The organism is Rossellomorea aquimaris (genome assembly GCF_008180865.1).
GTDB lineage: Bacteria > Bacillota > Bacilli > Bacillales > Bacillaceae_B > Rossellomorea > Rossellomorea yichunensis.
On sequence record NZ_VTEX01000006.1, the window covers coordinates 111,081 to 133,771 of the forward strand.

At 42.3% G+C, this 22,691-nt stretch carries 23 protein-coding genes; 12 read left to right on the top strand and 11 right to left on the bottom strand.

Translation table 11 applies throughout. The features are described from left to right. Positions 1–5: 5 nt before the first annotated feature. From FZC88_RS20770 to FZC88_RS20805, 8 genes are all read left to right on the top strand, one after another. Positions 6–362, top strand: a complete 357-nt coding sequence (locus FZC88_RS20770; RefSeq protein ID WP_187443713.1) for a VOC family protein — start codon at positions 6–8, stop codon at positions 360–362. 357 nt (positions 363–719) lie between these two features. Continuing rightward, entirely contained in the window at positions 720–1,364 is a 645-nt protein-coding gene (locus FZC88_RS20775; protein WP_148970626.1) for a YczE/YyaS/YitT family protein, read from the top strand. Positions 1,365–1,583: 219 nt separating this feature from the next. Next, positions 1,584–2,342 carry a DNA alkylation repair protein gene (locus FZC88_RS20780; RefSeq protein ID WP_262372002.1) on the top strand — a complete coding sequence of 253 codons (759 nt, stop codon included), beginning with the start codon at positions 1,584–1,586 and terminating at the stop codon, positions 2,340–2,342. Positions 2,343–2,474: 132 nt separating this feature from the next. Beyond that, positions 2,475–3,653, top strand: coding sequence for a MalY/PatB family protein (locus tag FZC88_RS20785; RefSeq protein WP_148996290.1), 1,179 nt, complete (start codon positions 2,475–2,477; stop codon positions 3,651–3,653). Positions 3,654–3,962: 309 nt separating this feature from the next. Beyond that, a complete protein-coding gene (locus FZC88_RS20790; protein WP_148996291.1) occupies positions 3,963–5,153 on the top strand; it encodes a glycine C-acetyltransferase in 1,191 nt (396 codons plus the stop codon). Between the two features lie 106 nt (positions 5,154–5,259). Then, entirely contained in the window at positions 5,260–6,201 is a 942-nt protein-coding gene (locus FZC88_RS20795; RefSeq protein ID WP_148996292.1) for an L-threonine 3-dehydrogenase, read from the top strand. 747 nt (positions 6,202–6,948) lie between these two features. Beyond that, positions 6,949–8,499, top strand: coding sequence for a hypothetical protein (locus tag FZC88_RS20800; RefSeq protein ID WP_148996293.1), 1,551 nt, complete (start codon positions 6,949–6,951; stop codon positions 8,497–8,499). 36 nt (positions 8,500–8,535) lie between these two features. Beyond that, a complete protein-coding gene (locus FZC88_RS20805) occupies positions 8,536–9,798 on the top strand; it encodes an ATP-binding protein (RefSeq protein WP_262372003.1) in 1,263 nt (420 codons plus the stop codon). 303 nt (positions 9,799–10,101) lie between these two features. On the opposite strand, the gene FZC88_RS20810 is transcribed toward FZC88_RS20805, so the two are convergent. Further along, complete coding sequence (locus tag FZC88_RS20810) at positions 10,102–11,463, bottom strand: YjiH family protein (protein WP_148970634.1); 1,362 nt, start codon at positions 11,461–11,463, stop codon at positions 10,102–10,104. 408 nt (positions 11,464–11,871) lie between these two features. Between FZC88_RS20810 and sda the strand changes: the two genes are divergently transcribed. Next, the gene (gene sda, locus FZC88_RS20815; RefSeq protein WP_148970635.1) at positions 11,872–12,003 is read left to right on the top strand and encodes a sporulation histidine kinase inhibitor Sda; all 132 of its coding nucleotides are present in this window, start codon (positions 11,872–11,874) and stop codon (positions 12,001–12,003) included. A gap of 144 nt (positions 12,004–12,147) precedes the next feature. On the opposite strand, the gene FZC88_RS20820 is transcribed toward sda, so the two are convergent. Both FZC88_RS20820 and FZC88_RS20825 read right to left on the bottom strand, forming a co-directional pair. Beyond that, positions 12,148–13,461 carry a short-chain fatty acid transporter gene (locus tag FZC88_RS20820; RefSeq protein ID WP_148996294.1) on the bottom strand — a complete coding sequence of 438 codons (1,314 nt, stop codon included), beginning with the start codon at positions 13,459–13,461 and terminating at the stop codon, positions 12,148–12,150. Between the two features lie 134 nt (positions 13,462–13,595). Next, the gene (locus FZC88_RS20825; RefSeq protein ID WP_148996295.1) at positions 13,596–15,113 is read right to left on the bottom strand and encodes a BCCT family transporter; all 1,518 of its coding nucleotides are present in this window, start codon (positions 15,111–15,113) and stop codon (positions 13,596–13,598) included. Between the two features lie 160 nt (positions 15,114–15,273). On the opposite strand from FZC88_RS20825, the gene FZC88_RS20830 reads away from it, so the two are divergent. Next, positions 15,274–16,146 carry a Cof-type HAD-IIB family hydrolase gene (locus FZC88_RS20830; RefSeq protein WP_148996296.1) on the top strand — a complete coding sequence of 291 codons (873 nt, stop codon included), beginning with the start codon at positions 15,274–15,276 and terminating at the stop codon, positions 16,144–16,146. Between the two features lie 56 nt (positions 16,147–16,202). Further along, positions 16,203–17,300: a PQQ-dependent sugar dehydrogenase gene (locus tag FZC88_RS20835; protein ID WP_187443714.1), complete on the top strand. Its 1,098-nt coding sequence runs from the start codon at positions 16,203–16,205 to the stop codon at positions 17,298–17,300. A gap of 74 nt (positions 17,301–17,374) precedes the next feature. Here the strand turns inward: FZC88_RS20835 and FZC88_RS24260 are convergent, their stop codons facing one another. The 7 genes from FZC88_RS24260 to FZC88_RS20865 all read right to left on the bottom strand — a co-directional run bounded on the left by FZC88_RS24260 (position 17,375) and on the right by FZC88_RS20865 (position 21,154). Next, positions 17,375–17,473 carry a putative holin-like toxin gene (locus tag FZC88_RS24260; RefSeq protein WP_220154059.1) on the bottom strand — a complete coding sequence of 33 codons (99 nt, stop codon included), beginning with the start codon at positions 17,471–17,473 and terminating at the stop codon, positions 17,375–17,377. Between the two features lie 111 nt (positions 17,474–17,584). Next, entirely contained in the window at positions 17,585–18,541 is a 957-nt protein-coding gene (locus tag FZC88_RS20840; protein ID WP_262372004.1) for a nucleoside hydrolase, read from the bottom strand. Between the two features lie 221 nt (positions 18,542–18,762). Then, positions 18,763–18,915: a YvrJ family protein gene (locus tag FZC88_RS20845; protein WP_148970640.1), complete on the bottom strand. Its 153-nt coding sequence runs from the start codon at positions 18,913–18,915 to the stop codon at positions 18,763–18,765. Between the two features lie 33 nt (positions 18,916–18,948). Further along, positions 18,949–19,491: an N-acetylmuramoyl-L-alanine amidase family protein gene (locus FZC88_RS20850; protein ID WP_148996297.1), complete on the bottom strand. Its 543-nt coding sequence runs from the start codon at positions 19,489–19,491 to the stop codon at positions 18,949–18,951. A gap of 21 nt (positions 19,492–19,512) precedes the next feature. Continuing rightward, positions 19,513–20,145: a D-Ala-D-Ala carboxypeptidase family metallohydrolase gene (locus FZC88_RS20855; RefSeq protein WP_148970642.1), complete on the bottom strand. Its 633-nt coding sequence runs from the start codon at positions 20,143–20,145 to the stop codon at positions 19,513–19,515. A 208-nt stretch (positions 20,146–20,353) separates the two neighbouring features. Continuing rightward, positions 20,354–20,575 carry a hypothetical protein gene (locus tag FZC88_RS20860; RefSeq protein ID WP_148996298.1) on the bottom strand — a complete coding sequence of 74 codons (222 nt, stop codon included), beginning with the start codon at positions 20,573–20,575 and terminating at the stop codon, positions 20,354–20,356. Positions 20,576–20,578: 3 nt separating this feature from the next. Then, positions 20,579–21,154 carry a sigma-70 family RNA polymerase sigma factor gene (locus tag FZC88_RS20865; protein WP_148996299.1) on the bottom strand — a complete coding sequence of 192 codons (576 nt, stop codon included), beginning with the start codon at positions 21,152–21,154 and terminating at the stop codon, positions 20,579–20,581. A gap of 301 nt (positions 21,155–21,455) precedes the next feature. Between FZC88_RS20865 and FZC88_RS20870 the strand changes: the two genes are divergently transcribed. Next, positions 21,456–21,800 carry a hypothetical protein gene (locus FZC88_RS20870; RefSeq protein WP_148996300.1) on the top strand — a complete coding sequence of 115 codons (345 nt, stop codon included), beginning with the start codon at positions 21,456–21,458 and terminating at the stop codon, positions 21,798–21,800. Between the two features lie 65 nt (positions 21,801–21,865). Here FZC88_RS20870 and FZC88_RS20875 read toward each other — a convergent pair whose 3' ends face one another. Further along, positions 21,866–22,660, bottom strand: coding sequence for an SDR family NAD(P)-dependent oxidoreductase (locus tag FZC88_RS20875; RefSeq protein WP_148996301.1), 795 nt, complete (start codon positions 22,658–22,660; stop codon positions 21,866–21,868). Between the last annotated feature and the right edge of the window lie 31 nt (positions 22,661–22,691).

Genomic DNA, 22,691 nt, shown 5'->3' on the forward strand with positions numbered 1-22,691 from the left:
TGGATATGAGACTTCATCATATTGGGATGAATGTAAAGAGTTTAGTGCGGTCGAAGGAATTCTATCAATCTTACTTTGGGTTTGAAGAGGAAATGTATTTCGAATGGGGTAGTGAGAGAATCCTATTTGTGAAAAAGAATGATTGTCGGTTGGAGCTCATCGAAGAGTCCGGGGAGGATAACGGATCAAAGCGGACTTTTCTTCATATTGCCTTGGCTGTCATCGATTTGGAGACGGAGGTTGGTCAATTAAAGGAGAAAGGGTTAGTACCCGTTGAGGGACCTGTTGTACTTGAAAATGGCTGGAAAGTGGTCTTTTATTTTGGGCCTGACGGGGAAATCGTTGAGTTGGTTGAAGGGTAGTTTCTTTGAGTAGCTGATCTGATTTCATGGAGAAATATACTTTTTTCAGCTTGGAAACTATCGAGTATAAAAAATTTCAATAGTTTCTAATGATGTATCAACGACTTTAAGTGAGTTCAAAGTGACATCTGCTTTTTTTCGAGGCGCAGCTTAGTGAATCCAGCCGAAACGGGCGATAATCCGGCCGAAATCACAATTAATCCAGTTGTTTTAAAAAAAATGTAAAAATAGGGTGCAGAGGGTGACTGAATTATCCCCACCAACCCCATAGGTTTTATGAAATTTTTTTGTTTCTTATTCTGTGATACATTTATCCGGGTAATAAATGAAATGACTATGGTGTAGGAAGGGATTTTCATGAATAGAGAATTTGTATTACGTTGGTCGTTCTTCTTTACAGGCCTCCTTGTACTTGCGTTTGGCATAAGCTTGACGATCAAAGGGAAAGACCTTGGAATCGGACCTTGGGATGTGTTTCATTATGGACTATTTAAGCAGCTCGGACTGACGATTGGTACGTGGTCCATCATTGCGGGCTTTGTCATCTTGTTCGTGACGGGGATTGGAACGAAGTCATTTCCTAAAGTCGGAGCCTTTATAAATATGTTGTTAATCGGTATTTTCATAGATTTATTTAATTATGTACTTCCCGATCCTCAATCGTTATTGGCACAGTCAATTGTGTTTGCTATTGGGATTGTGGTAATCGGGTACGGTATCGGACTATATGTGTCAGCTGACTTGGGGGCGGGACCCCGTGACAGCCTGATGCTGCTAGTAGTTGAAAAGACGGGCTGGAAAGTTCAGTGGGTACGGAATGGTATGGAGATCATTGTGTTCTTCTTCGGCTGGTTACTTGGTGGTCCTGTCGGGATCGGGACGGTCATTATCGCACTGGGACTCGGCTCCATCGTCGGATTTTCATTACCTCAAAGTAAAAAGCTCCTTCACTTTTTCCTTATGAGACAAATGACAAAAAGAGACAATCCTTTGGCAAGCTGAGGGTTGTTTTTTTTGTTTAAAAAAGGTTTTTTACCCGATATTAAAGAAGTATGATGAGAGCTCTGCAGACGGGAGATGTTTTGATTGGAGAATATACTGGATGATCTATTTAGTGGGAAAGAACCTTTTAAGAAATGAAAGAGCTGGTAGACTACTGTTATATCTGTCAGAAGCCTCTTTATTGTTTAGACGGTTTCTTTAATGGTGTGCAAAAGGAGAATGGGAAAAGCAGTTGTTTTGAATGCGAAGAACAAAATCAAAAAGGGGAGAAAAAGGATGGGGCATGAGTATTCAGATAAAATCGTCACTCTGTTAAAACAGCATCAAAATAGTGAAAATCGAGAAGCCATGGAAGCGTATATGAGGAATCAATTTCAGTTCTTTGGCATTAGGACCCCGGAACGTACTGCTTTATTACGGGACTTTCTGAAGGAACACGGTAAACCACAGGTAGAAGAATTGCCTGACATTGTTCGTTGTCTTTGGTCTGAACCGCAAAGGGAGTGTCAGTATATCGCTCTTTCCCTTCTGGACAAACAATCCAGATATTTAACGAAAGACCACCTGCCATTTTTGGAAGAAATAATCACAGATAAATCCTGGTGGGACACCATCGATCATATTGCTCCCAATCATGTAGGGAAAATCTATCAAACGGAAGAAGATGACGCACACTTAGAGAAATGGATTCATTCCGATAATATGTGGTTGAATCGGATCTCTATTTTGCATCAATTGAAATATAAAGGAAAAACAGATCAGGATCGTTTGTTCAGGTACATATTGTTCCATAATGAATCAAAAGAATTTTTTATTCAGAAGGCAATCGGCTGGGCCCTCCGGGAGTATTCAAAAACGGACCCGGAAGCGGTTCAGCAATTCATCGAATCAGAAAAGCTGGCACCGTTAAGTAAGCGGGAAGGAATGAAACATATAAACAGAAGGGCTAAGGAAGGGAAAACCGTTGAAAAGTATTGAGTGTATGAAGAGTCTGGACATGACACTCAGCTAATTTAAGTAAGGGGGTTTCCTATTTTAAAATTAGGTATTCACCCCGTCCTCAATCTAGTATAAAGTAAGGACAGATATATGTGAGAGGGGTAGTAGGATATGAATTGGAATGATTGCATCGAGAGAACAAACACTCACTCTGTGAAATGGTCGTTTCCTGCCGAGGATGTAATTCCTATGTGCATTGCAGATATGGACTTTCAAGTGTCGCCTGCCATTGTCGAAGCCATGAATCGCAAGGCTCAGCATGGCATATACGGTTATACGACATTTAGTGATCGATACTTTGAGTCTGTCATTTCATGGTGGAAGAGGCGCTTCCAGATGGGAATAGAGAAAGAGTGGATCAGCTTTAGCCCTGGAATCATTCCGGGTATCAATGTATTGTTGTCCGTGTTAACGGAGCCAGGGGACGGTGTAATCATTCAAGATCCCGTTTATTATCCTTTTTACAGTACGATCGAGAACCATGGCTGCTCTGTTATGAAAAATACGTTGCTTTATGAGGATGGAGTATACTCGATTGATTTTGACGATTTAGAAGAAAAGGCGCGTCATCCCAGAACGAAACTTCTTATTCTTTGCAGTCCTCATAATCCTGTTGGACGGGTATGGACGCGTGAGGAATTAATGAAAATAGGTTCGATCGCTAAACGGCATGACCTATGGATCATTTCAGACGAAATGCATGGAGACCTGGTATACAAAGGATATGAACACGTTCCTCTGTTTAAAGGGGATGAAAGCTTAGTAGAGCGCAGTATTCTATGTGCGGCTCCAAGTAAAACCTTTAATATCGCGGGGCTTCAAACCTCCATCCTGCTCATACCGAACAAAGACCTGAGAGATAAGTATAATGAAAAGCTTACAGGCTATGGACTGATGAGACCGAATGTGTTTGGGATTGAAGGAACGATTGCGGCTTATGAGGAAGGTGAACCTTGGCTTAATGAGCTATTAATGGTGCTTGAAGAGAATAAACAGTATGTACTGAATTATTTAGAGCAACACCTTCCAGAGCTGAAAGGCATTACCCCACAGGCTACACACCTCATATGGATGGATTGTACGGAATTAGGCATGACAGGTGAAGAGTTGTGTACATTTTTCTTAGAAAAGGCCAGAGTGAAATTTGATGAGGGCTTTAAATTTGGTCAGAGCGGGCACACCTTTGTCAGAATGAATATCGCCTGTCCAAAAGAGCGGATCGACTTGGCATTAAGAAGGATCCACGAGGCGATTCTGGAGTACAGGGTCAACCGTAACGTCATGGAATAGAGCAGAGGATGAACAAATGAGATGTCATTTGTTCATCCTTTTTCTTTAAAAGAAATTAAAATAAAGGGCTCAATACTCCCAGATAGCAGAACATATATCGTGCTGTAAAAAAGTCTGAAGTATTTTAAGTATAAGGGGAACACTAAATGATAGGATGAATTTGAATATAATTTTTGTCCATCACAAAAAAACATGTTAAACTAAGAATCAGAATAATCATTAGCAATTATAAAGAATCAACTGATAAATAGTGTGTTTTTGGAGTGGACATTTGTTTTTAAAACGCTTACATAACAGGAGGATACGTATATGACTAGTAAAACATTAGACCATTTTTTACAGGAGAATCTTGAAGACCTTAAATCACGCGGTTTATATAATGAAATCGATCCATTACAAGGTGCAAACGGACCGATGATTACGATCAATGATAAGAAGCTTGTGAACCTTTCTTCTAATAATTATCTTGGTCTTGCAACGGATGAACGACTGAAAAAAGTAGCGATTGAAGCAGTCAAAGAATACGGTGTAGGAGCCGGAGCCGTCCGTACAATCAATGGAACCCTTGATCTTCACGTGAAGCTTGAAGAGAAGCTTGCGAAGTTTAAAGGGACAGAAGCTGCCATTGCTTATCAGTCAGGATTCAACTGTAATATGGCTGCGATTTCCGCGGTTATGGACAAAAATGACGCTATCCTTTCTGACGAATTGAACCATGCATCGATTATTGATGGCTGTCGTCTTTCGAAAGCAAAGATTATCCGTTTTGGTCACTCAGATATGGAAGATCTTCGTGCGAAAGCTAAAGAAGCGAAGGAGTCTGGTCAATACAACAAAATCATGATCATCACCGACGGAGTATTTTCAATGGATGGAGATGTATGTAAACTTCCTGAAATCGTTGAAATTGCTGAGGAATTTGATATCATGACGTATGTAGATGACGCTCACGGTTCCGGGGTCCTTGGAAAAGGTGCAGGAACGGTTAAGCACTTTGGCCTCTCAGACAAAGTGGACTTCCAAATGGGTACGTTATCGAAGGCAATCGGCGTAGTAGGTGGATATGTGGCAGGAACGCAGAACCTGATCGACTGGTTAAAGGTCCGCTCACGTCCATTCCTATTCTCTACATCCTTGACTCCCGCGGATGTAACGGCTTGTACAGAAGCACTTGACCTGATCATGAACTCTACAGAGCTTCAAGATAATATGTGGGAAAACAGTCGTTATCTGAAAGAAGAGCTGACGAAGCTTGGCTTTGACATCGGAAACAGTGAAACGCCTATCACTCCGGTTATCATCGGTGAAGAACAGGCGACCCAGGACTTCAGTAAACGCCTGTATGAAGAGGGTGTATATGCCAAATCCATCGTGTTCCCAACCGTACCAAGAGGAACAGGCCGTGTGAGAAACATGCCTTCAGCAGCACATACGAAAGACATGCTTGATCAAGCGATTAAAGCATATGAAAAAGTCGGTAAAGAAATGGGAATTATCTAATCCCCCTATATAAATAACGAGATAGGGTCTGGCTGTAAAAGTCAGCCCTATCTGTATGAATCATGAAATCATTCTATCACCATAGGAAAATGCAGGAGGAAAGACGATGAAAAAGATTTTAGTAACGGGTGCCTTGGGGCAAATCGGTTCTGAGCTCACCAATAAACTTCGTACCGTGTACGGTTCTGATAATGTCATTGCGACAGATATCCGGGAAACAGACAGTCCTGTCGTAACGGACGGTCCTTTTGAGCAATTAGACGTGACCGATGCCGGGAAAATGTTTGATATCGCTAAAACAAATAAAGTGGATACGATTATTCACCTTGCAGCTCTACTATCTGCAACGGCTGAAGCAAAACCGCTACTTGCCTGGAATTTAAATATGGGTGGACTGGTAAATGCCCTGGAAGCAGCAAGGGAATTGGATTGTCAGTTCTTCACACCAAGTTCAATTGGAGCATTCGGTCCATCAACGCCAAAGGATTCGACTCCTCAAGATACCATCATGCGCCCTACTACCATGTACGGAGTCAACAAAGTGTCAGGAGAACTTCTGTCTGATTATTACTTCACTAAATTTGGAGTGGATACAAGAGGACTGCGTTTTCCAGGTCTGATTTCATATGAAACCCTGCCAGGTGGCGGGACGACTGATTATGCAGTAGAAATTTATTATGAAGCAATCAAGAATAACCAGTATACTTCATACATCGGTGAAGGAACCTATATGGATATGATGTATATGCCGGATGCACTTAATGCGATCATCGATCTTATGGAAGCGGACGGTTCAAAGCTTGAGCATCGTAATTCCTTCAATGTATCTGCCATGAGCGTAGCACCTGAGGATATTGCAAAAGCAATCCGCGTACACCAACCGGACTTTAAACTGGATTATAGCGTAGATCCTGTTCGCCAAACCATTGCCGAAAGCTGGCCGAACGCCATCGATTCCAGCGCAGCCATGAACGAATGGGGCTTCAAAGCAGAATACGACCTAGCCAAAATGACAGCTGATATGTTAGAAAAATTAAAAACGAAGTAAACAGAATGATCCCTGAGAAGCGATAGTTTCTTAGGGATCTTTTTTATTCCTTAATCTCTTTTATTTTGGTTTTTTTCGCAAAGTTTGAGGCTATCTTAGATAAGAAAGTAGTAGTTGATTTCCGCTACAGGATGCTCGCTTTCCGCGGGGCGTGAGTTGAGCCTCCTCGGGCTTTGCCCTGTGGGGTCTCAACTTTCCCGCAATTCCCGCAGGAGTCGAGCACCTTCCGCTCCAATCAACTTTCTCAGTATAATATTTTTAATGAAATCACTAATTTTTTGAAAACAATATTATTAAAAAGAGCAGTGATCCATTTCCTTTTAAGGACAAGTAATTCTGGTCTCTATTAGATTTTTTTTCAACCTTTTAGCTCTGTCACTAAAATTCTCTTATAGATGGTGAGGGGAACTGCGTAGACTCCTGCGGAAGTACGGTCGTGCCGAGACCCCGTTCGGCTAAGCTGAGGTGGCTCGGCCGAACGATAGCTGCAAGCGGAGCAGTTCCCCTCACCATCCAGCACAAACTAATTGATAGAGCTTATGTTATTAAACAACAATCTTTGCGAAAAGAGCCATTTTAAACGACAAAATATGACAATAATTGATAGTAAGTTGGAAGGGAAATGTTATACTGAAAGAGAATGAATAAAGGAAACCAAGCTCTTTTTTTGTGGAAAAAAATGGTGATAACCTATATAAATTATGCTAAAATTCAGAAGTCTAAGGATTTTACATAAGGGGGATTCAGATGAGAGAAAAATTGAAAGTATTTGGGATACCTATAGGAATCATGCTTCTATTCATCGCTGCCTTGTTCTTTCACCAGCTATTGTTAGTGAGAGAACTGCCTCAGCCAAATTGGAGCCGTTCACTCCCATTAGACTACACATCAAAAGAGAGACCACAGGTGTTTCAAAACAATGGGGAACTATACATATCAAGTAAAGGGAAGATCCATGCCTTTACAATCAATGATGAAATGACAGTAGCAGATGAAAGAGTCATTGACACCACTATTACCAGAGGCTATCCATTTTGGACCGATGGCAATGAATTCATCTACTATAAAGATGGAAATCTAGTTTCGACCCAAGACAAGAAGGATCAAATCCTTTCCAAAGAGATCACGGGTCTTGGAGCAAGCGCAAATCATATCTATTATTGGAGTAACGAACAACTCTATGAATATAATGTGCAAGAAGGTTCATCCAGGGAAGTCTACACTTTTCCATCTGGAATTTCTGATGTGCACGTAGGAGAAAACGGAAAAGCTGTCATTCAGGTGGCAAAAGATGATACTCATGATTTCGTCTATTATATGAATGAAAACCGTGAAGTAAGTGAGAAGCCTTTTTTACTAGTAAATACAGCACCGAATAAAAAGGTGGAAGGTTTAACGTTTAAAGTAACAGACGGGCGGCTCATCTTACTATACAATGAGAAATCACGTACACAAGGCACGCTTTCCTACAGTACATACAAGGTGCAGGTTCCATTACAGGAATTGGGATCATCGATGTTAACGGGGAACAAAATTGAATTCGTAAATAAAGATACCGGAGAAAAGCTGGCGAGTGCCGGTGGGGTACAGTTTGTAGATGTTGATGGGAAAGAATCCGTGGTGTTCACTTCAGAAGGACAGCGTATTGGTGATAACGGTGCAATGAGCCTGTATGCGGCTCCTTTTCAAGATCAGGGGATTCTGGAGGGTTCTCCTCTTAGTACGACCAAGCATGTCACATATTCACCCGTGCAATTAACTGACGAAACACTGGTTTGGTTTAATTATGATGGTGGTACATATGAACTATACGGAGCATCTCAGAACGATCAAGTCGTTTCAGAAAGTACAAGCTGGTCGAAAAGATCAGTGAAAGAGGCACTTAACAACGGCGTTCTCATGATGTTCAGCAGCTTGGTGACGGTATTGACGTCCTTTTACTGGGTGCTTCCATCACTCTTTCTATTAATCTTATTGTATATATTCAGACCAAACGCGTTTGAAAAAGACGGGATCAGCTGGGCTGAATATGCATCGATCATCATTTTTATGCTGATGCCGATCAGCTACACAAGCAATGCAATGAACGCATATTTTTACCAAGTGGCACCGGAGTATTTGGTGTTTCCTGGAAGCGGCTACGCACTATTAATGTTGATTAGTGTGATCACTTGGGTGATTTGGAAAGTAGGGCGGGACCCTGATTGGGGTTCATTTGCAGGTGCCTTTTACTTTATGGGAATCTATATTTTGTTCTATATTACTTCAATCGGTCCATATATATTTAACTTATTTTAACGAATAAAAGTATGAGTGGGACGGGTGACTTGGATGATGGAGAAAATGAATCATATGATTAAACATACCTTTTATAACAAAATAATGATCCTCATGGCTCTATTTGTCTTACAGTTCATCTTTTTACTCTTGATTGCCAAGCCATGGAACGTAATCGCTGCCCTTATGGTTACCATTGCAGGCGTAACGGTCCTGGCACGCTTATTAATTAAAGGGAAAATCTTTCTGGCAGAGCATCGAAAATTGCTGGAAGAAGAAAATCAGCTGTCCACCCTTCTCCATTCCCTGCCTGATTTTGTGTGCTTTAAGGATGGACAGGGCCGCTGGTTAAAGGTCAATCAATTTGGCCGAAAACTGTATAACCTTGAAAAAATTGATTATGTAGGGAAGACGGACAGGGAATTAGGGGAGCTGGTTCCCTTTTTTAAAGACGCCTTCGACTATTGTGTGGACTCGGATGAACAATCTTGGAAAGCAGAAAAGGTAACAAGATGTGAAGAAGGATTCTACCTTCCGAACGGTGAATACAAGACCTTTGATGTCATAAAAGTCCCGTTATTTCATTCGAACCAGACAAGAAAGGGACTAGTCATCATCGGCAGGGATATTTCTCAGCAGAAAATAGCAGAAGAAATGCTATTAAGAAAAGAGAAATTATCTGTGGTCGGGGAGCTTGCGGCGGGAATCGCCCATGAAATCCGGAATCCCCTTACGAGCATCAAGGGCTTCATTCAACTGCTTGAAGAGAATGAGCATGTATCCGACCATTACCTTACCGTCATGTCTACCGAGATAGATCGAATCAATCAAATCGTCGGGGAATTACTCATTTTATCAAAGCCACAAATGAGGGAATACCAGGTCTTTGATATGAATGAAGTGTTAAAGTATGTAATCAAGGTAATGGAGCATGAAACGATCCTCAATGGGATCACATTAAATGTTCAAGTACCCTCGTCCTCCATTCACGTATTTGGAGATAAGAATCAATGCGTTCAAGTCTTTATTAATATTATAAAAAACGCAATCGAATCGATGGATGAAGGAGAAATTCGCGTCAACTGGAATGTTCTGAACGAAACGATCATCATCTCGATTCAAGATCAAGGGGTGGGAATTTCACCTGACCGATTAAAGAGACTGGGAGAGCCCTTCTTTACCTTGAAAGAAAAAGGAATGGGGCTCGGACTGACCATTAGTCAAAAAATCATTGAAGACCATAAAGGGTCTATACACATTGAATCAGAAGTGAACAAGGGAACAAAAGTTGAAGTTACCTTACCGGTAAAACATAAGTGAAGTTCAGGGCTGCCTCATTGCGATGCAGCCTTTACCTATTAAAAGGCAGAATTCGTAAGACGATAGGGTTCTTAGCTTGGATTGGTTGTGGGGATAGATGAAAAAGAGTTAATGAACATGAAAGTACAAGAATAAGATGAAAGGAACGTAAATACAGGCTTCCCTTCATAGAATCCATAAAGGAGGTGTGAAGTCATGATATCATCCAATCATCCATATAAGCGGAAAGGAACGGTCAACGTTTTGTTCACTGGTCAAAGAAATAAAAAACCCAGGTTCGAATTCGAACCTGGGTTTCTTTCATCAAAAAATCATATGAGCAATCGCAACAATCACAAGTAAAGTCAAGAATGTACGCTGTAAGAAGATAATCACTAAGTCCTTGAAATCAACAGGGATCTTAGAACCTAGTAACAGCCCACCAACTTCAGACATGTAGATCAATTGTGTTACAGATAAACAAGCAATCACAAAGCGTGTCAGCTCACTTTCAATTCCAGATCCAAAGATGGCTGGAAGGAACATATCGGCAAAACCGACAAGGATCGAACGTGACGCTTCTGTTGCCTCTGGAATTTGAAGAAGTTCCAGTAAAGGAATTAGCGGCATACCGATATATTCGAAGAACTTTGTATTCTCGGCTACGATCAACGCGGTTGTACCGATCGCCATTACGATAGGTGCAACCCCCATCCACATATCCAACACATTCTTCATTCCATCAGCGAAAAACTTAGAAGTACTATTGTTATTCTTCGCTTGAACAAGAGCTTGCTCGTATCCATAACCTACGCGGCTGTAGCCTTCTGGAATGACTTCCATCGTGTTCTTGCCTTCTTGATCATTATAGTAAGTGTCAGGCTTACGGGATAATGGCGGGATTCGTGGCAGCACGATCGCTGCGATAATTCCTGAAATGGCTACTGTTATATAGAAAGGAATGAAGTATTTTCCGAGACCAACCTCAGAAATGACGACCAAACTGAAGGTAATGGATACAACAGAGAATGTCGTACCGATGATCGCTGCTTCCTTCTTTGTATAGTATCCTTCTTCATATTGCTTACTTGTCAGTAGCACCCCGATCGTTCCATCTCCTAACCAGGAGGCTAAACAATCGATGGAAGAACGCCCGGGTAAACCGAATACGGGACGCATCACTTTCGTTAAGAGAGCACCGAATAATTCAAGTAGACCGAAATTTAATAATAAAGGTAGAAAAAGTCCGGCAAATAAAAATACAGAGAATAGAATGGTGAGAAGTCCATCCGGATTTAATAAAAGTCCACCTGTTGCGTCTGACCAGACCCATTCAGGACCTAATTTAAATAGAGTCATAATGGCAAACACTGCACCCAATACTCTGACAAAAACCCAAACAGGTCTCACATCGAACAGGCTTGTGAAAAACGGGGATTTTTCAATAAAAGCCGGTCGTACGAACTTTGTGATAAAAGTCCCTAATACGGTAAGGATGATTAACCCAGTCATGATCGCAGGTACATAGCTTCCAATCCAGTCCTGTAATAGTCCTGAAAGAATGGCGATGGGTATCGTGATCCCGTCTTCCTGTGGAATCGGAACCATAAAAAGAAAAATTCCCAATAGGGAAGGAATGATAAATCGTAAATGGCTTGTTAATGTAAAGCGATGTTGTCGATTCATAAATTCACCTCAGATGTAGTTATAACGGAAAATGAAACATTATTCATTCTAATGCATACATATAAATTTGTCCATAAGAAGTTCCCACAAGGGAGATTATGCATTACCTAGCTGTTTTTCCCAAACGGTGTGAAAGTGAAACATAAAATGTCGAATGATAAATCTAGTAAATGTAGGTATACAAAAGAAAGCGCTATCTTTCAATACCTCTCTATTTTACTAAAATTTTAAAAAATTTCAATTATAAGCTGAAAAACATTTCGATTTCTCACATTTCAAGTAAAAAAGTCTGAGGTTCAGGGGGGATTATTACCTAAAAAACTTATTAATTATTTTGATAATAGGGTTTAAGTAGTATGAAAGAGGGTATTAAGAATTCATACCTTGGTAAGTCAGGAGTTGTACTAGATGACATCTTTAACGATACTTACGGAAGAGCAATTGGCTAATGTCTATCAATTAGCACAGGAAGAAGGATTGGAAGAAGAATTTATTGAGATGTTAGAAGGGGAGCTGGAAAGAAGAGAAAGCGCTCGATAGGGACCAGAATAGAAAACAATGAAACGCCATACATAACGGCTGATCTCCTCACGGGAGGTCAGCCTATTTTTATTGTCATAAGACTAAAGTGCCCCAGAGATTCTAATGGCACAGTCGAAACACTCTAAGGCACTCATAGTATTTTTATAAGAACAATAATCCAAGGGAAATGACGACTCCACTAATGACAAGGATAATGACGCAGTAACCCATAATATCCTTCGCCTTTAATCCTGCAATCGCTAAAGCAGGCAATGCCCAGAACGGCTGGATCAGATTTGTCCAGGCGTCTCCCCAAGCAACAGCCATAGCGGTCTTAGCTACAGAAGCATCCAATGTTTGAGCGGCATCAAGCATGATAGGAGCTTGGACGGCCCATTGTCCTCCCCCGGAAGGAACAAAGAAGTTCACAATCCCGGCGCTGAGGAAGGCGAAGAAGTAAAAGGTCACATCATTTGAAATCGATACAAAAGCCTCGGACATGACGACAGCAAGACCAGATGCCGTCATCATTCCCATGATTCCTGCGTAGAAAGGGAATTGAATGACAATTCCGCTCGCGCCTTTGATCGCTTCCTGAACAGCCGCAAGAAATCGCTTTGGTGTCCCGTGAAACAGAATGCCCAGGAATAAGAATAAAAAGTTGACGATATCTAAATTCAGGGCGAAACCGTTTTGAACAAAATATGAAAATAGGAACGCAATCCCGAGAACGGCTACAATAATGGATAAAATCATGCTGTTTTCGAGACGCTCAGCAGGTGTTAATGCCTCTTTTTCAAGAGTGGCGGCAGTTTCATTAAAGATTTCAGGATCTACGGTTACAGTTTCTTCTTTTGACGGCATCAGCATCCTGTTAATGACCGGAAGAATGATAAATAGAGCTAACACAATCAGGACATTGAATGTAGCGAAAATCGTCTCGCTTGTCGGGATGACACCGATCATATCCTGGAATGGATGATCGGCTGTTGCAACGGATAATGGAATGGAACCCGAGAACCCTGCATGCCAGACGATAAATCCGGAATAAGCACTGGCGATCAGCAACCGGTAATCGACACCTTTCACCCTTTTTGCCAATTCTTTCGCAAATAATGCCCCGATTACAAGCCCGAAGCCCCAGTTGATCCAGCTGGCAATCATCGAAACGACAGTAACAATGACAATCGCTGAACCAGGTGACTTCGCAAATGAGGCCAGGAAACCAAGGAACCGTTTAAACAGTGGACTGCTTGCCAGTACATACCCCGTAACAAGAACAAGGACCATCTGCATGGAAAAGGCAAGCAGGCTCCAGAATCCGTTACCCCAATATTGAATCATCTCGAGGCTTGAACTTTCAGTGAAGATAAGACCAAATCCAAATACGGCCAGTGTTAAAATGACAACGAATAAAAATGGATCAGGCAGATAGCGTTGCATGATTTTGTTCGATAATGATATAAGTGCTTTCATCTATTCATCCCCCTTATTTAATACACACCCTTTCTATTCTTCTATAATGATGTGTGAAAACCCTTTCATTTATATGAAAATATGCTCCAAATCAAAAGCGCCTGACTCATTTACAAGAGATCAGGCGCTTTGGTTTATTTCCTTACAGTTCTGGAAGTTCCCTTCTTTTCTTTACGTAGAAGTCTAAATAACGTAACACACATCAAGACAAGGATGACAGTGAATGGCAATGCGGAGACAAGAGAGGCGGTCTGTAAGCCCTCCAGTCCACTGGACACCAGTAAAACAGCGGCAATGGCAGCAATGAGTACCCCCCAGACGATTTTTACTATCATAGGAGGATTCAAGCTTCCCTCCGTCGTCATACTGCTTAAAATATAGGTCGCTGAATCAGCAGATGTAATTAAAAAGGTAAAGATCAATAAGATGGATGTGACTGACAGGATCATGGTAAATGGAAGTTCTCCATAAGTAGAAAATAATGCACTTGTGACATCTTTGTTGACCCCTTCAGCAATGGAGGTACCATTAAATAAATCGAGGTGAAGAGCTGTACCACCAAAGACGGCAATCCACATAAGGGCAATCAGTGGAGGGACCACCAGGACCCCTATGATAAATTCCCTTATCGTTCTCCCTCTTGATACCCTGGCGATAAAAGCACCTACGAATGGAGACCAGGCGATGGCCCATGCCCAATAGAAAATCGTCCAATCCTGTACCCATGTCCCTCCCTGATAAGGAGTCAGACGTAAGCTGTAGCGGATGAAATTAGAAATATAGTCACCGATTCCAAGGGTGAACGTGTTTAATATAAAGACAGTCGGCCCGACGATGAATACAAACAGCATCAAAAAAAGAGCCAAGGATAAATTTACATTACTGAGCCATTTAATCCCTTTATCGAGGCCAGTTGTGGAAGATGCTAAATAAAGGATAAGCAGAATGAACACAATCAAGAGTTGAGAAAGTGTGTTGTTACCCACTCCGAATACGGAACTTAATCCTCCGTTTATTTGGAGAATCCCTAACCCCAGTGAAGTCGCTACACCCATGACGGTTGCGATGACAGCCAGGATATCAATCGTATTCTTAATCCCTTTCGTTCTTTTACCTTGGCCGATCATAGGAGTCAGGGAAGTGGAAACCAGACCATTTTCCCCTTTTCTAAATTGAAAGTAGGCAATGATCAATCCGACAATCGTAAAGACAGACCATTGACTGACGCCCCAGTGGAAAAAGGAATAACCCATTGCAAGGCGCGCAGCTTCCTCCGTTTGCGGCTCTACACCTGGAATGGGGGTTTCAAAGAAATGACTCATCGGTTCAGCAATCCCCCAGAACACAAGACCGATTCCAAACCCGGCTGAGAATAACATGCCAATCCAGGTGAAGAAAGGATACTGCGGTCGTTCATCATCCTTTCCCAATCGTATCTTCCCGTATTTACTTACCATAAGAAAAAATAGAAATAATACAAAGAAAAACACTGCAGCAAGATAAAACCATCCAAACGAATAGGTCGTGAATCCAAAGGCTGCATTCGCTCCTTTAGCAAAAAGTTTCGGAAAAGCAGCCCCAAACACAACCAAGATGGACACAATAATAGCTGAAATCCAAAACACTTTGTTCAAATATGTACGATTACCCATGAATACCCCTCCTGACATAGTAGACGAACGTCTTCTATATTTTCATACCCTAAATCTACAGGGTTATTCATAAGCAGGAGGTGGTTCAGTACAACTCGGGAAATGTTTCATGATACAATGGGTAAAATTATGAACATTAACAACAGGAAGGTGTCTACTTATGATTACATGTATCGCAACGGATATGGACGGAACGCTTTTAAATGAAAAACAGGAAATCAGTGAAGCCAACAAACAGGCTATCCTGGATGCGCAACAGCAAGGAATAGAAGTCGTTGTTGCAACAGGGAGATCATATGAAGAAGCCCGCTATGTCATACAGGAGGCAGGCATCTCATGTGATATCGTTTGTGCCAATGGAGCAGAGGTTCGAAATAAAAAGGGTGAAATCGTCTATCAGGCAGGCATTGAATCAGCACAAGCGAAAAAAATTGCAGCTGTCTTAAACGAAACCGGTATTTACTTTGAAATCTATACAGATCAGGGAACATACACTGAAAATTATGAAATGGGCGTTGAGTTGATCGTCGATATTTTCACGACAGCCAACCCTGAAGTATCAGAAGAGCAGGTGAGAAAAGCAGCCAAGGAACGATTTGATAAAGGTCATATCAAATTAGTGGAAGATTACGGGGTACTGTTCGAGGATGCTTCCCAGCTTGTTTATAAATTCCTTGTTTTCTCTTTTGATGAAAAGCAATTGACAGAAGCGAATGAAAAATTGAATAAAATAACAGGCATTGCCATTAGCTCGTCGGGTAAAGAAAACATTGAAGTGAATAGCCTTGAAGCACAAAAAGGAGTGGCTCTGCAGAAGCTTCTGAACGACAAAGGCCTTTCAGCAGAGAATGCCATGGCAATGGGAGATAACCTTAACGACCTATCCATGATGAAGGCTGTGGGAAGACCTGTTGCCATGGGGAATGCCCTGGATCAGATAAAAGAGTTCTGTCCATTCATCACGGCAACAAACCGTGAAGACGGTGTCGCAAAAGCAATTCAGGAAGCTCTTCAACAGACGGCAAACTCATGAGAACGTACTCTGTTGTCCATACTGGTTAAAAAAGTAAATAAGGGAGCTTGAAAAAAATGAGAAACCGAAATAGAAGCAGTTGGTTCTTATTCGTCATTGGTCTTAGCTTACTACTTAGTGCCTGCTCAATGGGACAGCCAGATGAACAACAGGAAGAAAGTGAATCCGTCAGTAAACCGAGTGTCGAAAGCAGCGTGACCGCACAAAACCTCTCCATTCCCTGGTCGATTCAAAAGCTTGATGATGTATTCTATCTCACCCAAAGGACAGGGGATATCATTGAAATAAAGGATGGCAGGAAATCCGTTGTGAAAATCAATCTGTCTATGCCATTATCCAAACGGCCGGAAGCGGGGTTACTGGGATTTGTGCTTCATCCTGATTTTAAAACAAATCAGCAGGCGTATGCCTACTATACCTATGATGACTCAGGGGACCCGTATAACCGTGTCGTAGTATTGAAACGAACGGAAAATCAATGGAGCGAGGAGAAAGTATTGCTGGATCGTATCCCAAGCGGTCAATACCACCACGGCGGCCGGCTGGAAATCGGTCCGGATAACAAACTTTACATCACGGCAGGGGATGCCACTCAACAGGATAAGGCTCAGGACCTCTCCTTTCTTGGCGGGAAAATTCTTCGGATGAAGTTGGATGGTGGAATCCCAAAAGACAACCCATTTAAGGATTCTTACGTTTACAGTTACGGTCATCGTAATCCTCAGGGACTTGCATGGAACAAAGCTGGAGAGCTATATGAAACAGAGCACGGACCGAACGGATATGATGAAGTGAACCGTATCGAAGCCGGCAGCAACTATGGATGGCCGAAGATTACCGGGGATGAAAAGGAAGGGTCTTTGATTTCTCCTCTCGCTCACTCCGGGGAACCTTCATGGGCCCCATCAGGAGCGGATTTTTGGAATGAAGATTTAGTGTTTGCTTCTCTCGCAGGTCAAAGTGTGAAGCGATTCGACCCTGAAACCGGCAAAGTATCGGAATTGCTGACAGGATTTGGACGTATTCGGGACGTGCTTGTGGAAGGTGACTCCCTTTACTTTGTATCGAATAACACAGACGGACGCGGGATCCCCCGGGAAAATGATGATAAATTGTATGAGGTGGATCTGAATTCATTGACGATTGAAGAATAAGATTGGGATACCTTCCTTAGCGCTGGACTGGGGGAGGGGTTTTTTGCAAAAAAATAACACGCTAAAGAGCGTGTTTATGAATTCTTATTCTCATCATTGTCTTTATATTTCAGAATAGCGATCACAAACATCCCAAAGCTGAGCATCAGAGATAATACTTCAAATGTATTCATGGATACATCGCCTCCTTACACTAATGCTTCCCTGATCCAGGATTGTCCTATACGCTTCTTAAAAATAAAAAACATGAAACCGATGGAGTATTCGGTTTCATGTTTTTTGTTTTATCTTGTTAAAATATCCAACACATTTGACAGAAATACATCCTCATCGATGGCAACGGCAATCCGTGAACAGCCTGTCCCAAAGCAGTCTGTACTTCCCGGCCTGAAATCAGCGATGCTTAATCCATTTGCATTATTTTCTTCATGTTGTACGCGGATTACCCTTTTCTCATAGGTGAACAGCCCATCTATGGCTGCGGCAGCCATGACGGCAGAGAGATCATGCTGTGGAGTCCCGGCTATGCCCGGCTCAAGCTGCTGATACGCTTCGTAATAAAAGTCCAGGATGGGTTTGATGATCTGATCCAATGGGGTCTTTGCCCTGGAATGGATGAAATTCACTTGAGCAGGTGTTATAAGGGCCAACCTTGTGACATTCAGCGGGATCACTGTCAGGTTCGGAGTATTTCTGCACACAATGTCCGCTGCCACTGCATCCCCATAAAAGTTTGCCTCTGCTACTTCTGTTACATTTCCTGGAACAAAAAATGCCCCTCCCATGATATAGGTTTCCTTCACCAGTGACATGACGTCAGGGCTCAAGAGCCAGGCGATGGCAAGGGATGTACACCTCCCCACACCAACAATCGTGAGTTCCCCGGGATTCTTCTTGATCAGTTGGAACAGCTTACTGAAATTGGTTTTGTTCCCATATCGTTCTTCGGGAATTGGAGGGGAGAGGGGACCAAGCCCTTCCACACCATGAATATCCGGGAAAAACTCGGGTTCCTCCCCATTAAGTGGCCGGGTGCTCCCCGAAATGACGGGAATTCCTTTTTGGCCTGCTAATTTTAGTAGATATGTTGCATTCCTATAGCTTTTGTTCCGGTCTGTATTACCGAATCCACTGACAATACCCACGACTTCGATGTTTGGGTCTTTCAAGGCATAGATCAGCGCAATCGCATCATCTATACCGGTATCTGAGAATAGAATGATTTTTTTAATAGAAATCACCTCCTACTATCATATATGTAGGAGGTGCGAAGATTGCTTGTTGTAATCACTAGATTCATCGATTTATTTGTTGGAGTCTGGTAAAAAGAATAATACTTAGCGATAGAAAAGTGAAAGTGATCCAATGCTGATGGTTCATCAAGAGGAGGGTCAAGCTGACGCAGCTCAGGAATATGGCAGCCCATCCCCCGATTATCTTAATCAATTCATATACCATCCGTCTATTTCCCATTATCATTAAACGATTTTGAAAGAGCATGAATGGCGAGTTCTAGCTGTTCCAACTTTTTCTCAAGTTTCACTAATAGAAAGAGTGTGACGGCAATGGGAAATCCGAAATTACCAAGTAATTGAACAAAAACCGAATAATCCATTAGTGCTCCTCCTTTATAAGGCAGGCTGGCCTGCTAGAGATTCAGTGCCTTCCCGATGCCTGATGCTATTGCGTTAGAAATTCCCGTGAGGAAGGTAGGGTCTTTTAAGAGATTGGTATCATTCACACTATCGATAAAGAGATTTTCAAGTAAAATTGCAGGCATGGCCGTTTCTCTCAATACGGCGAAGTTCGCTTCCTTTTGACCTCGGTCCCTTAATCCAAATCCAGTGAGGAACTTCATGACTTCTCCGTGCAGGACGTCCTGGCGTCTACCCGTTTCCGAAGAGCTTGTACCGGGATAGATAAAGCTTTCAAATCCGGTGCCTCCACCTGCATTATGATGAAGGGAGACGAAGTAAGATGCTCCTAAGTTATTGGCGAAATCAGCCCGCTCCGACAGCTCTATAAAGACATCCGTTTCTCTGGTTAAACGCACATCAACGATATAATTTGCCTCCAATAATTGCTTCACCTTCAATCCGATCGTCAGGGTAAGATTCTCTTCCTGAAGTCCGTTTCCAATAGCGCCAGGGTCTGTTCCCCCGTGGCCGGGATCAAGTACGATGATTGGCATATGTTTTCCCCCCTTTCCTTCTTAAGCCCAGTAATACGACCCGGCACCATACGGGTATTCGACCCGGCTGTCATTATGAACGAAGGTAGAATATTTGATTATCCCGCTGAAGCCGCATGTTTTAGCAACTTCCGCAACTTGGGCCGGTGTCTTTCCTGAGGGATCTACATCTGCTGCGATTCCGTACGTATGCATACTGTTAGAGGCACCGCCGACATTTCGGTTATGTGTGATGCTTCTGAATCCGGAATTAATGACAACGGGTGGATTCCCCAGTTTTTTTCGAAGGGCCTCGAGCTTGTACATCAGTCTTCGTACATTCTCTCTTACCTGTGTCGAGCCGGTATTCCCTCCAGAGAAGCCGCTTCCGTCCTTGGAATAGAATTCACTGAATGCAAAGTTGACCGTCGATCCATCGCTGTCTTCTAGACTATTCAACAGGTTATGGGTTTGCGGTCCTGCAATTCCATCAGCAGAAAGACCGTACGCACTTTGGAATCGTTTGACAGCTGCTTCCGTTCCGGGTCCGAATGCCCCATCCACCGATACATAGGTTTTCGAAGGGGAACTTGCCGCCCAGCCGGCAACGCGGATTTGAAGTTCCAATACATCGCTTCCTGAATCACCTTGTCGTAACGTTCGTGTCCAATTCATTCAACATCTCTCCCTTTATATGGTTATAGGCAAAAGGATGAAGCGGAAGAAAGACCATCCCAATCTCTCTCACTCTTTGTTGTTTGCCTTACACTGTATAAAGAAGAGTTCTAAGGGAAAAAGACAACCTGCAGTCAAACATTTATTAAAAAGAAATACAGACAAAAAAAGGACAAGCGCCACAGGTTTGTGAGCACTTGTCCTACCTTTATTGTTCATTTAAATCAAATAACCCTGGTACTTTTTCTAGTGAGTAATCCCGGACATACCGGATCAGTTTGATCTTTAACTCCTGTTCGAGATCATCCCTATTTTCGACCCGGGTAAGATACAAGGATTTCTTGATCTTCGGTTCAAACGTCCGGATGACCTTCGTTTCATATTCCGAGTTGCCCTTCGCTTCTTTGACTAGATTGTATAGAATTCCCATAGTTTATGATTCTCCTTTTTCTAAAATGGATTTTAATAAGCGTAAAGCTTTTCGATGGGTTTTGGAGATCGCTTGTTGTGATACGCTCAGCATTCTTGCGATTTCAGTATCAGATAATTCCTGCACATAGGCTAAATCCAGGATATGCTTCTGTTTGTCGGTCAACGTTTTATAAGCCTGCAAGAGTTCTTCGTTCTCCACGCATTCCATTAAAGTCGAATAATTGGTAAAAAGCGCAATATCCGATGCCGGATCTGGAACAAGATCGACATACGATCCACCATCTTCATCCGCCTGGTTATCCAAGGTCAGAGGGTGTCGTTCGCTATACTTTCTTGTATGTTTGTCAAAGTTCACACTGTGAAAATAAAGGGATGAACTGACGTAAGAGGTAAACCGGATATCAAAATAATGGGCTTTAAAAGCTTCGTTTAAACGTTCTTCCCTACATGCACTGGGGTGACGTAAAAAATTTTCGACTAACTTCTGGTTATCCGATTGACTGATAAAGGACTCAACGGCTTTATTCTGTTTGAGATGAGGATAATGACGATAAAATTCACTGACTAATGAATCCATTTTTTTCACCACCAATAGAACGTATGTTCGATTTTAAAGTAAAAAAAAGAGGAGAAAAATCTCTCAGCTTTTACTTTATAAAGAAGTGGAAGGGGACCCTTTCCACAACCCTCTTCACTAATATCGTTCCATAGTACTATCTATTAAACCATATTTTACAGAATGAAGTAAGTGATGAATGCACTAATTTTTCCTGTTTATCCCTTATTAGCTGCAATTCTGATTTTAAAAAGGGGTTAGAGGGTATTTTATATAATATAGTATACAATGGTGCATTCTCTAAGAAAGGGAAGTGATGACTATGAGTGGTAAATGGATGTTCGCATTCCTTTTGGTGCCCTTATTACTGAATGGATGTACTGCAGACGATCAGAGGAACGATCAAGATTCTACTGAAGTCAACTCGGATGTACCTGCTGGAGAAACCGAACAGCCAGCAAACAAGATAGACGTTCTGGCCAACGATGAAAAGATCATCGAGATGTTAAAGAAGACCGGAGTCATAGCGGAAGACGCTTCACATGAAGAGATTGAAAAGGCCCTTCAAAAATACCTCCAAGATAAAAACAGTGACCAGCTGAACAATGAAAAAGAAAAGAAAAAATATATAGATAAGATCAAAAAGAAAATTCAAGAGGGCAGCTAGAAACCAAGAATGGGTTAACCGGGGCAAGGGTGAAAATCCTTGCCCGTTCTTTGTTCAACCATGGATCAGCGCATGACGCTTCCTCCTGAAATTTTGACCGATTCCCCGACAATGTTTTCGGCTGCATCACTTAATAGATAGACAATGGTGTTCGCGACCTCAAGAGGGGAGGTCAATCTTCCTGAAGGAATGCTATCCTTTGCGATCTCCAATTGCTCCTCATAACTTCTGCCTTCACGTTCGCCTTTTGATTTAATTGCGCTTCTTCCCATATCAGTATCTACATAACCAGGGCAAATGGCATTCACTCGTATGTGGTTTTCAATCGCTTCATGGGCAAAGGCTTGTGTAAACCCGATTACGGCAAACTTGGAAGCACTGTACGCGCTATTCCCATGTGTCCCTCTCAATCCTGACAGGGAAGAGATATTGACGATGGAACCGCTTTTCTTATCCTTCATTTGGTTATAGACTGCCTGTGAGAGCTGAACCAGTGAGAAGTAGTTCAACTCCATGATATTTCTCAGGTCTTCCTCGGATAGACTCTCGACCATATCACCGCCGCCTATTCCGGCTGAGTTCACGAGACCTGTGATGGGACCATGCTGTTTTCTTGCCGCCGGTAGAAGCTTTTCGCGATCTTCAGTGTTGGTAAGATCCGCTCTATATATGAAGACCTTGTCTGAGTCCCGGCATTCATTTTTCAGTTGCTTCAGCTTCTCTTCATTTCTTCCTGTAATCGTCACCTTTGCGCCTGCCTGAACGGCTACTTTCGCCGTTTCAAATCCGATCCCGCCTGTCGCGCCTGTGATGAGGATATGCTGGTCTTTTAATGTGCTTTCGTGAAAAAGGAAACTCATTTCTCTACCTCCTTGTGATGTATAGTAGGTT

Coding starts and splice junctions, on each gene's coding strand:
- FZC88_RS20770 (WP_187443713.1), top strand. CDS start 6: ATGAGACTTCATCATATTGGGATGAATGTAAAGAGTTTAGTGCGGTCG.
- FZC88_RS20775 (WP_148970626.1), top strand. CDS start 720: ATGAATAGAGAATTTGTATTACGTTGGTCGTTCTTCTTTACAGGCCTC.
- FZC88_RS20780 (WP_262372002.1), top strand. CDS start 1,584: ATGGGAAAAGCAGTTGTTTTGAATGCGAAGAACAAAATCAAAAAGGGG.
- FZC88_RS20785 (WP_148996290.1), top strand. CDS start 2,475: ATGAATTGGAATGATTGCATCGAGAGAACAAACACTCACTCTGTGAAA.
- FZC88_RS20790 (WP_148996291.1), top strand. CDS start 3,963: ATGACTAGTAAAACATTAGACCATTTTTTACAGGAGAATCTTGAAGAC.
- FZC88_RS20795 (WP_148996292.1), top strand. CDS start 5,260: ATGAAAAAGATTTTAGTAACGGGTGCCTTGGGGCAAATCGGTTCTGAG.
- FZC88_RS20800 (WP_148996293.1), top strand. CDS start 6,949: ATGAGAGAAAAATTGAAAGTATTTGGGATACCTATAGGAATCATGCTT.
- FZC88_RS20805 (WP_262372003.1), top strand. CDS start 8,536: ATGGAGAAAATGAATCATATGATTAAACATACCTTTTATAACAAAATA.
- FZC88_RS20810 (WP_148970634.1), bottom strand. CDS start 11,463: ATGAATCGACAACATCGCTTTACATTAACAAGCCATTTACGATTTATC.
- sda (WP_148970635.1), top strand. CDS start 11,872: ATGACATCTTTAACGATACTTACGGAAGAGCAATTGGCTAATGTCTAT.
- FZC88_RS20820 (WP_148996294.1), bottom strand. CDS start 13,461: ATGAAAGCACTTATATCATTATCGAACAAAATCATGCAACGCTATCTG.
- FZC88_RS20825 (WP_148996295.1), bottom strand. CDS start 15,113: ATGGGTAATCGTACATATTTGAACAAAGTGTTTTGGATTTCAGCTATT.
- FZC88_RS20830 (WP_148996296.1), top strand. CDS start 15,274: ATGATTACATGTATCGCAACGGATATGGACGGAACGCTTTTAAATGAA.
- FZC88_RS20835 (WP_187443714.1), top strand. CDS start 16,203: ATGAGAAACCGAAATAGAAGCAGTTGGTTCTTATTCGTCATTGGTCTT.
- FZC88_RS24260 (WP_220154059.1), bottom strand. CDS start 17,473: ATGAATACATTTGAAGTATTATCTCTGATGCTCAGCTTTGGGATGTTT.
- FZC88_RS20845 (WP_148970640.1), bottom strand. CDS start 18,915: ATGGATTATTCGGTTTTTGTTCAATTACTTGGTAATTTCGGATTTCCC.
- FZC88_RS20850 (WP_148996297.1), bottom strand. CDS start 19,491: ATGCCAATCATCGTACTTGATCCCGGCCACGGGGGAACAGACCCTGGC.
- FZC88_RS20855 (WP_148970642.1), bottom strand. CDS start 20,145: ATGAATTGGACACGAACGTTACGACAAGGTGATTCAGGAAGCGATGTA.
- FZC88_RS20860 (WP_148996298.1), bottom strand. CDS start 20,575: ATGGGAATTCTATACAATCTAGTCAAAGAAGCGAAGGGCAACTCGGAA.
- FZC88_RS20865 (WP_148996299.1), bottom strand. CDS start 21,154: ATGGATTCATTAGTCAGTGAATTTTATCGTCATTATCCTCATCTCAAA.
- FZC88_RS20870 (WP_148996300.1), top strand. CDS start 21,456: ATGAGTGGTAAATGGATGTTCGCATTCCTTTTGGTGCCCTTATTACTG.
- FZC88_RS20875 (WP_148996301.1), bottom strand. CDS start 22,660: ATGAGTTTCCTTTTTCACGAAAGCACATTAAAAGACCAGCATATCCTC.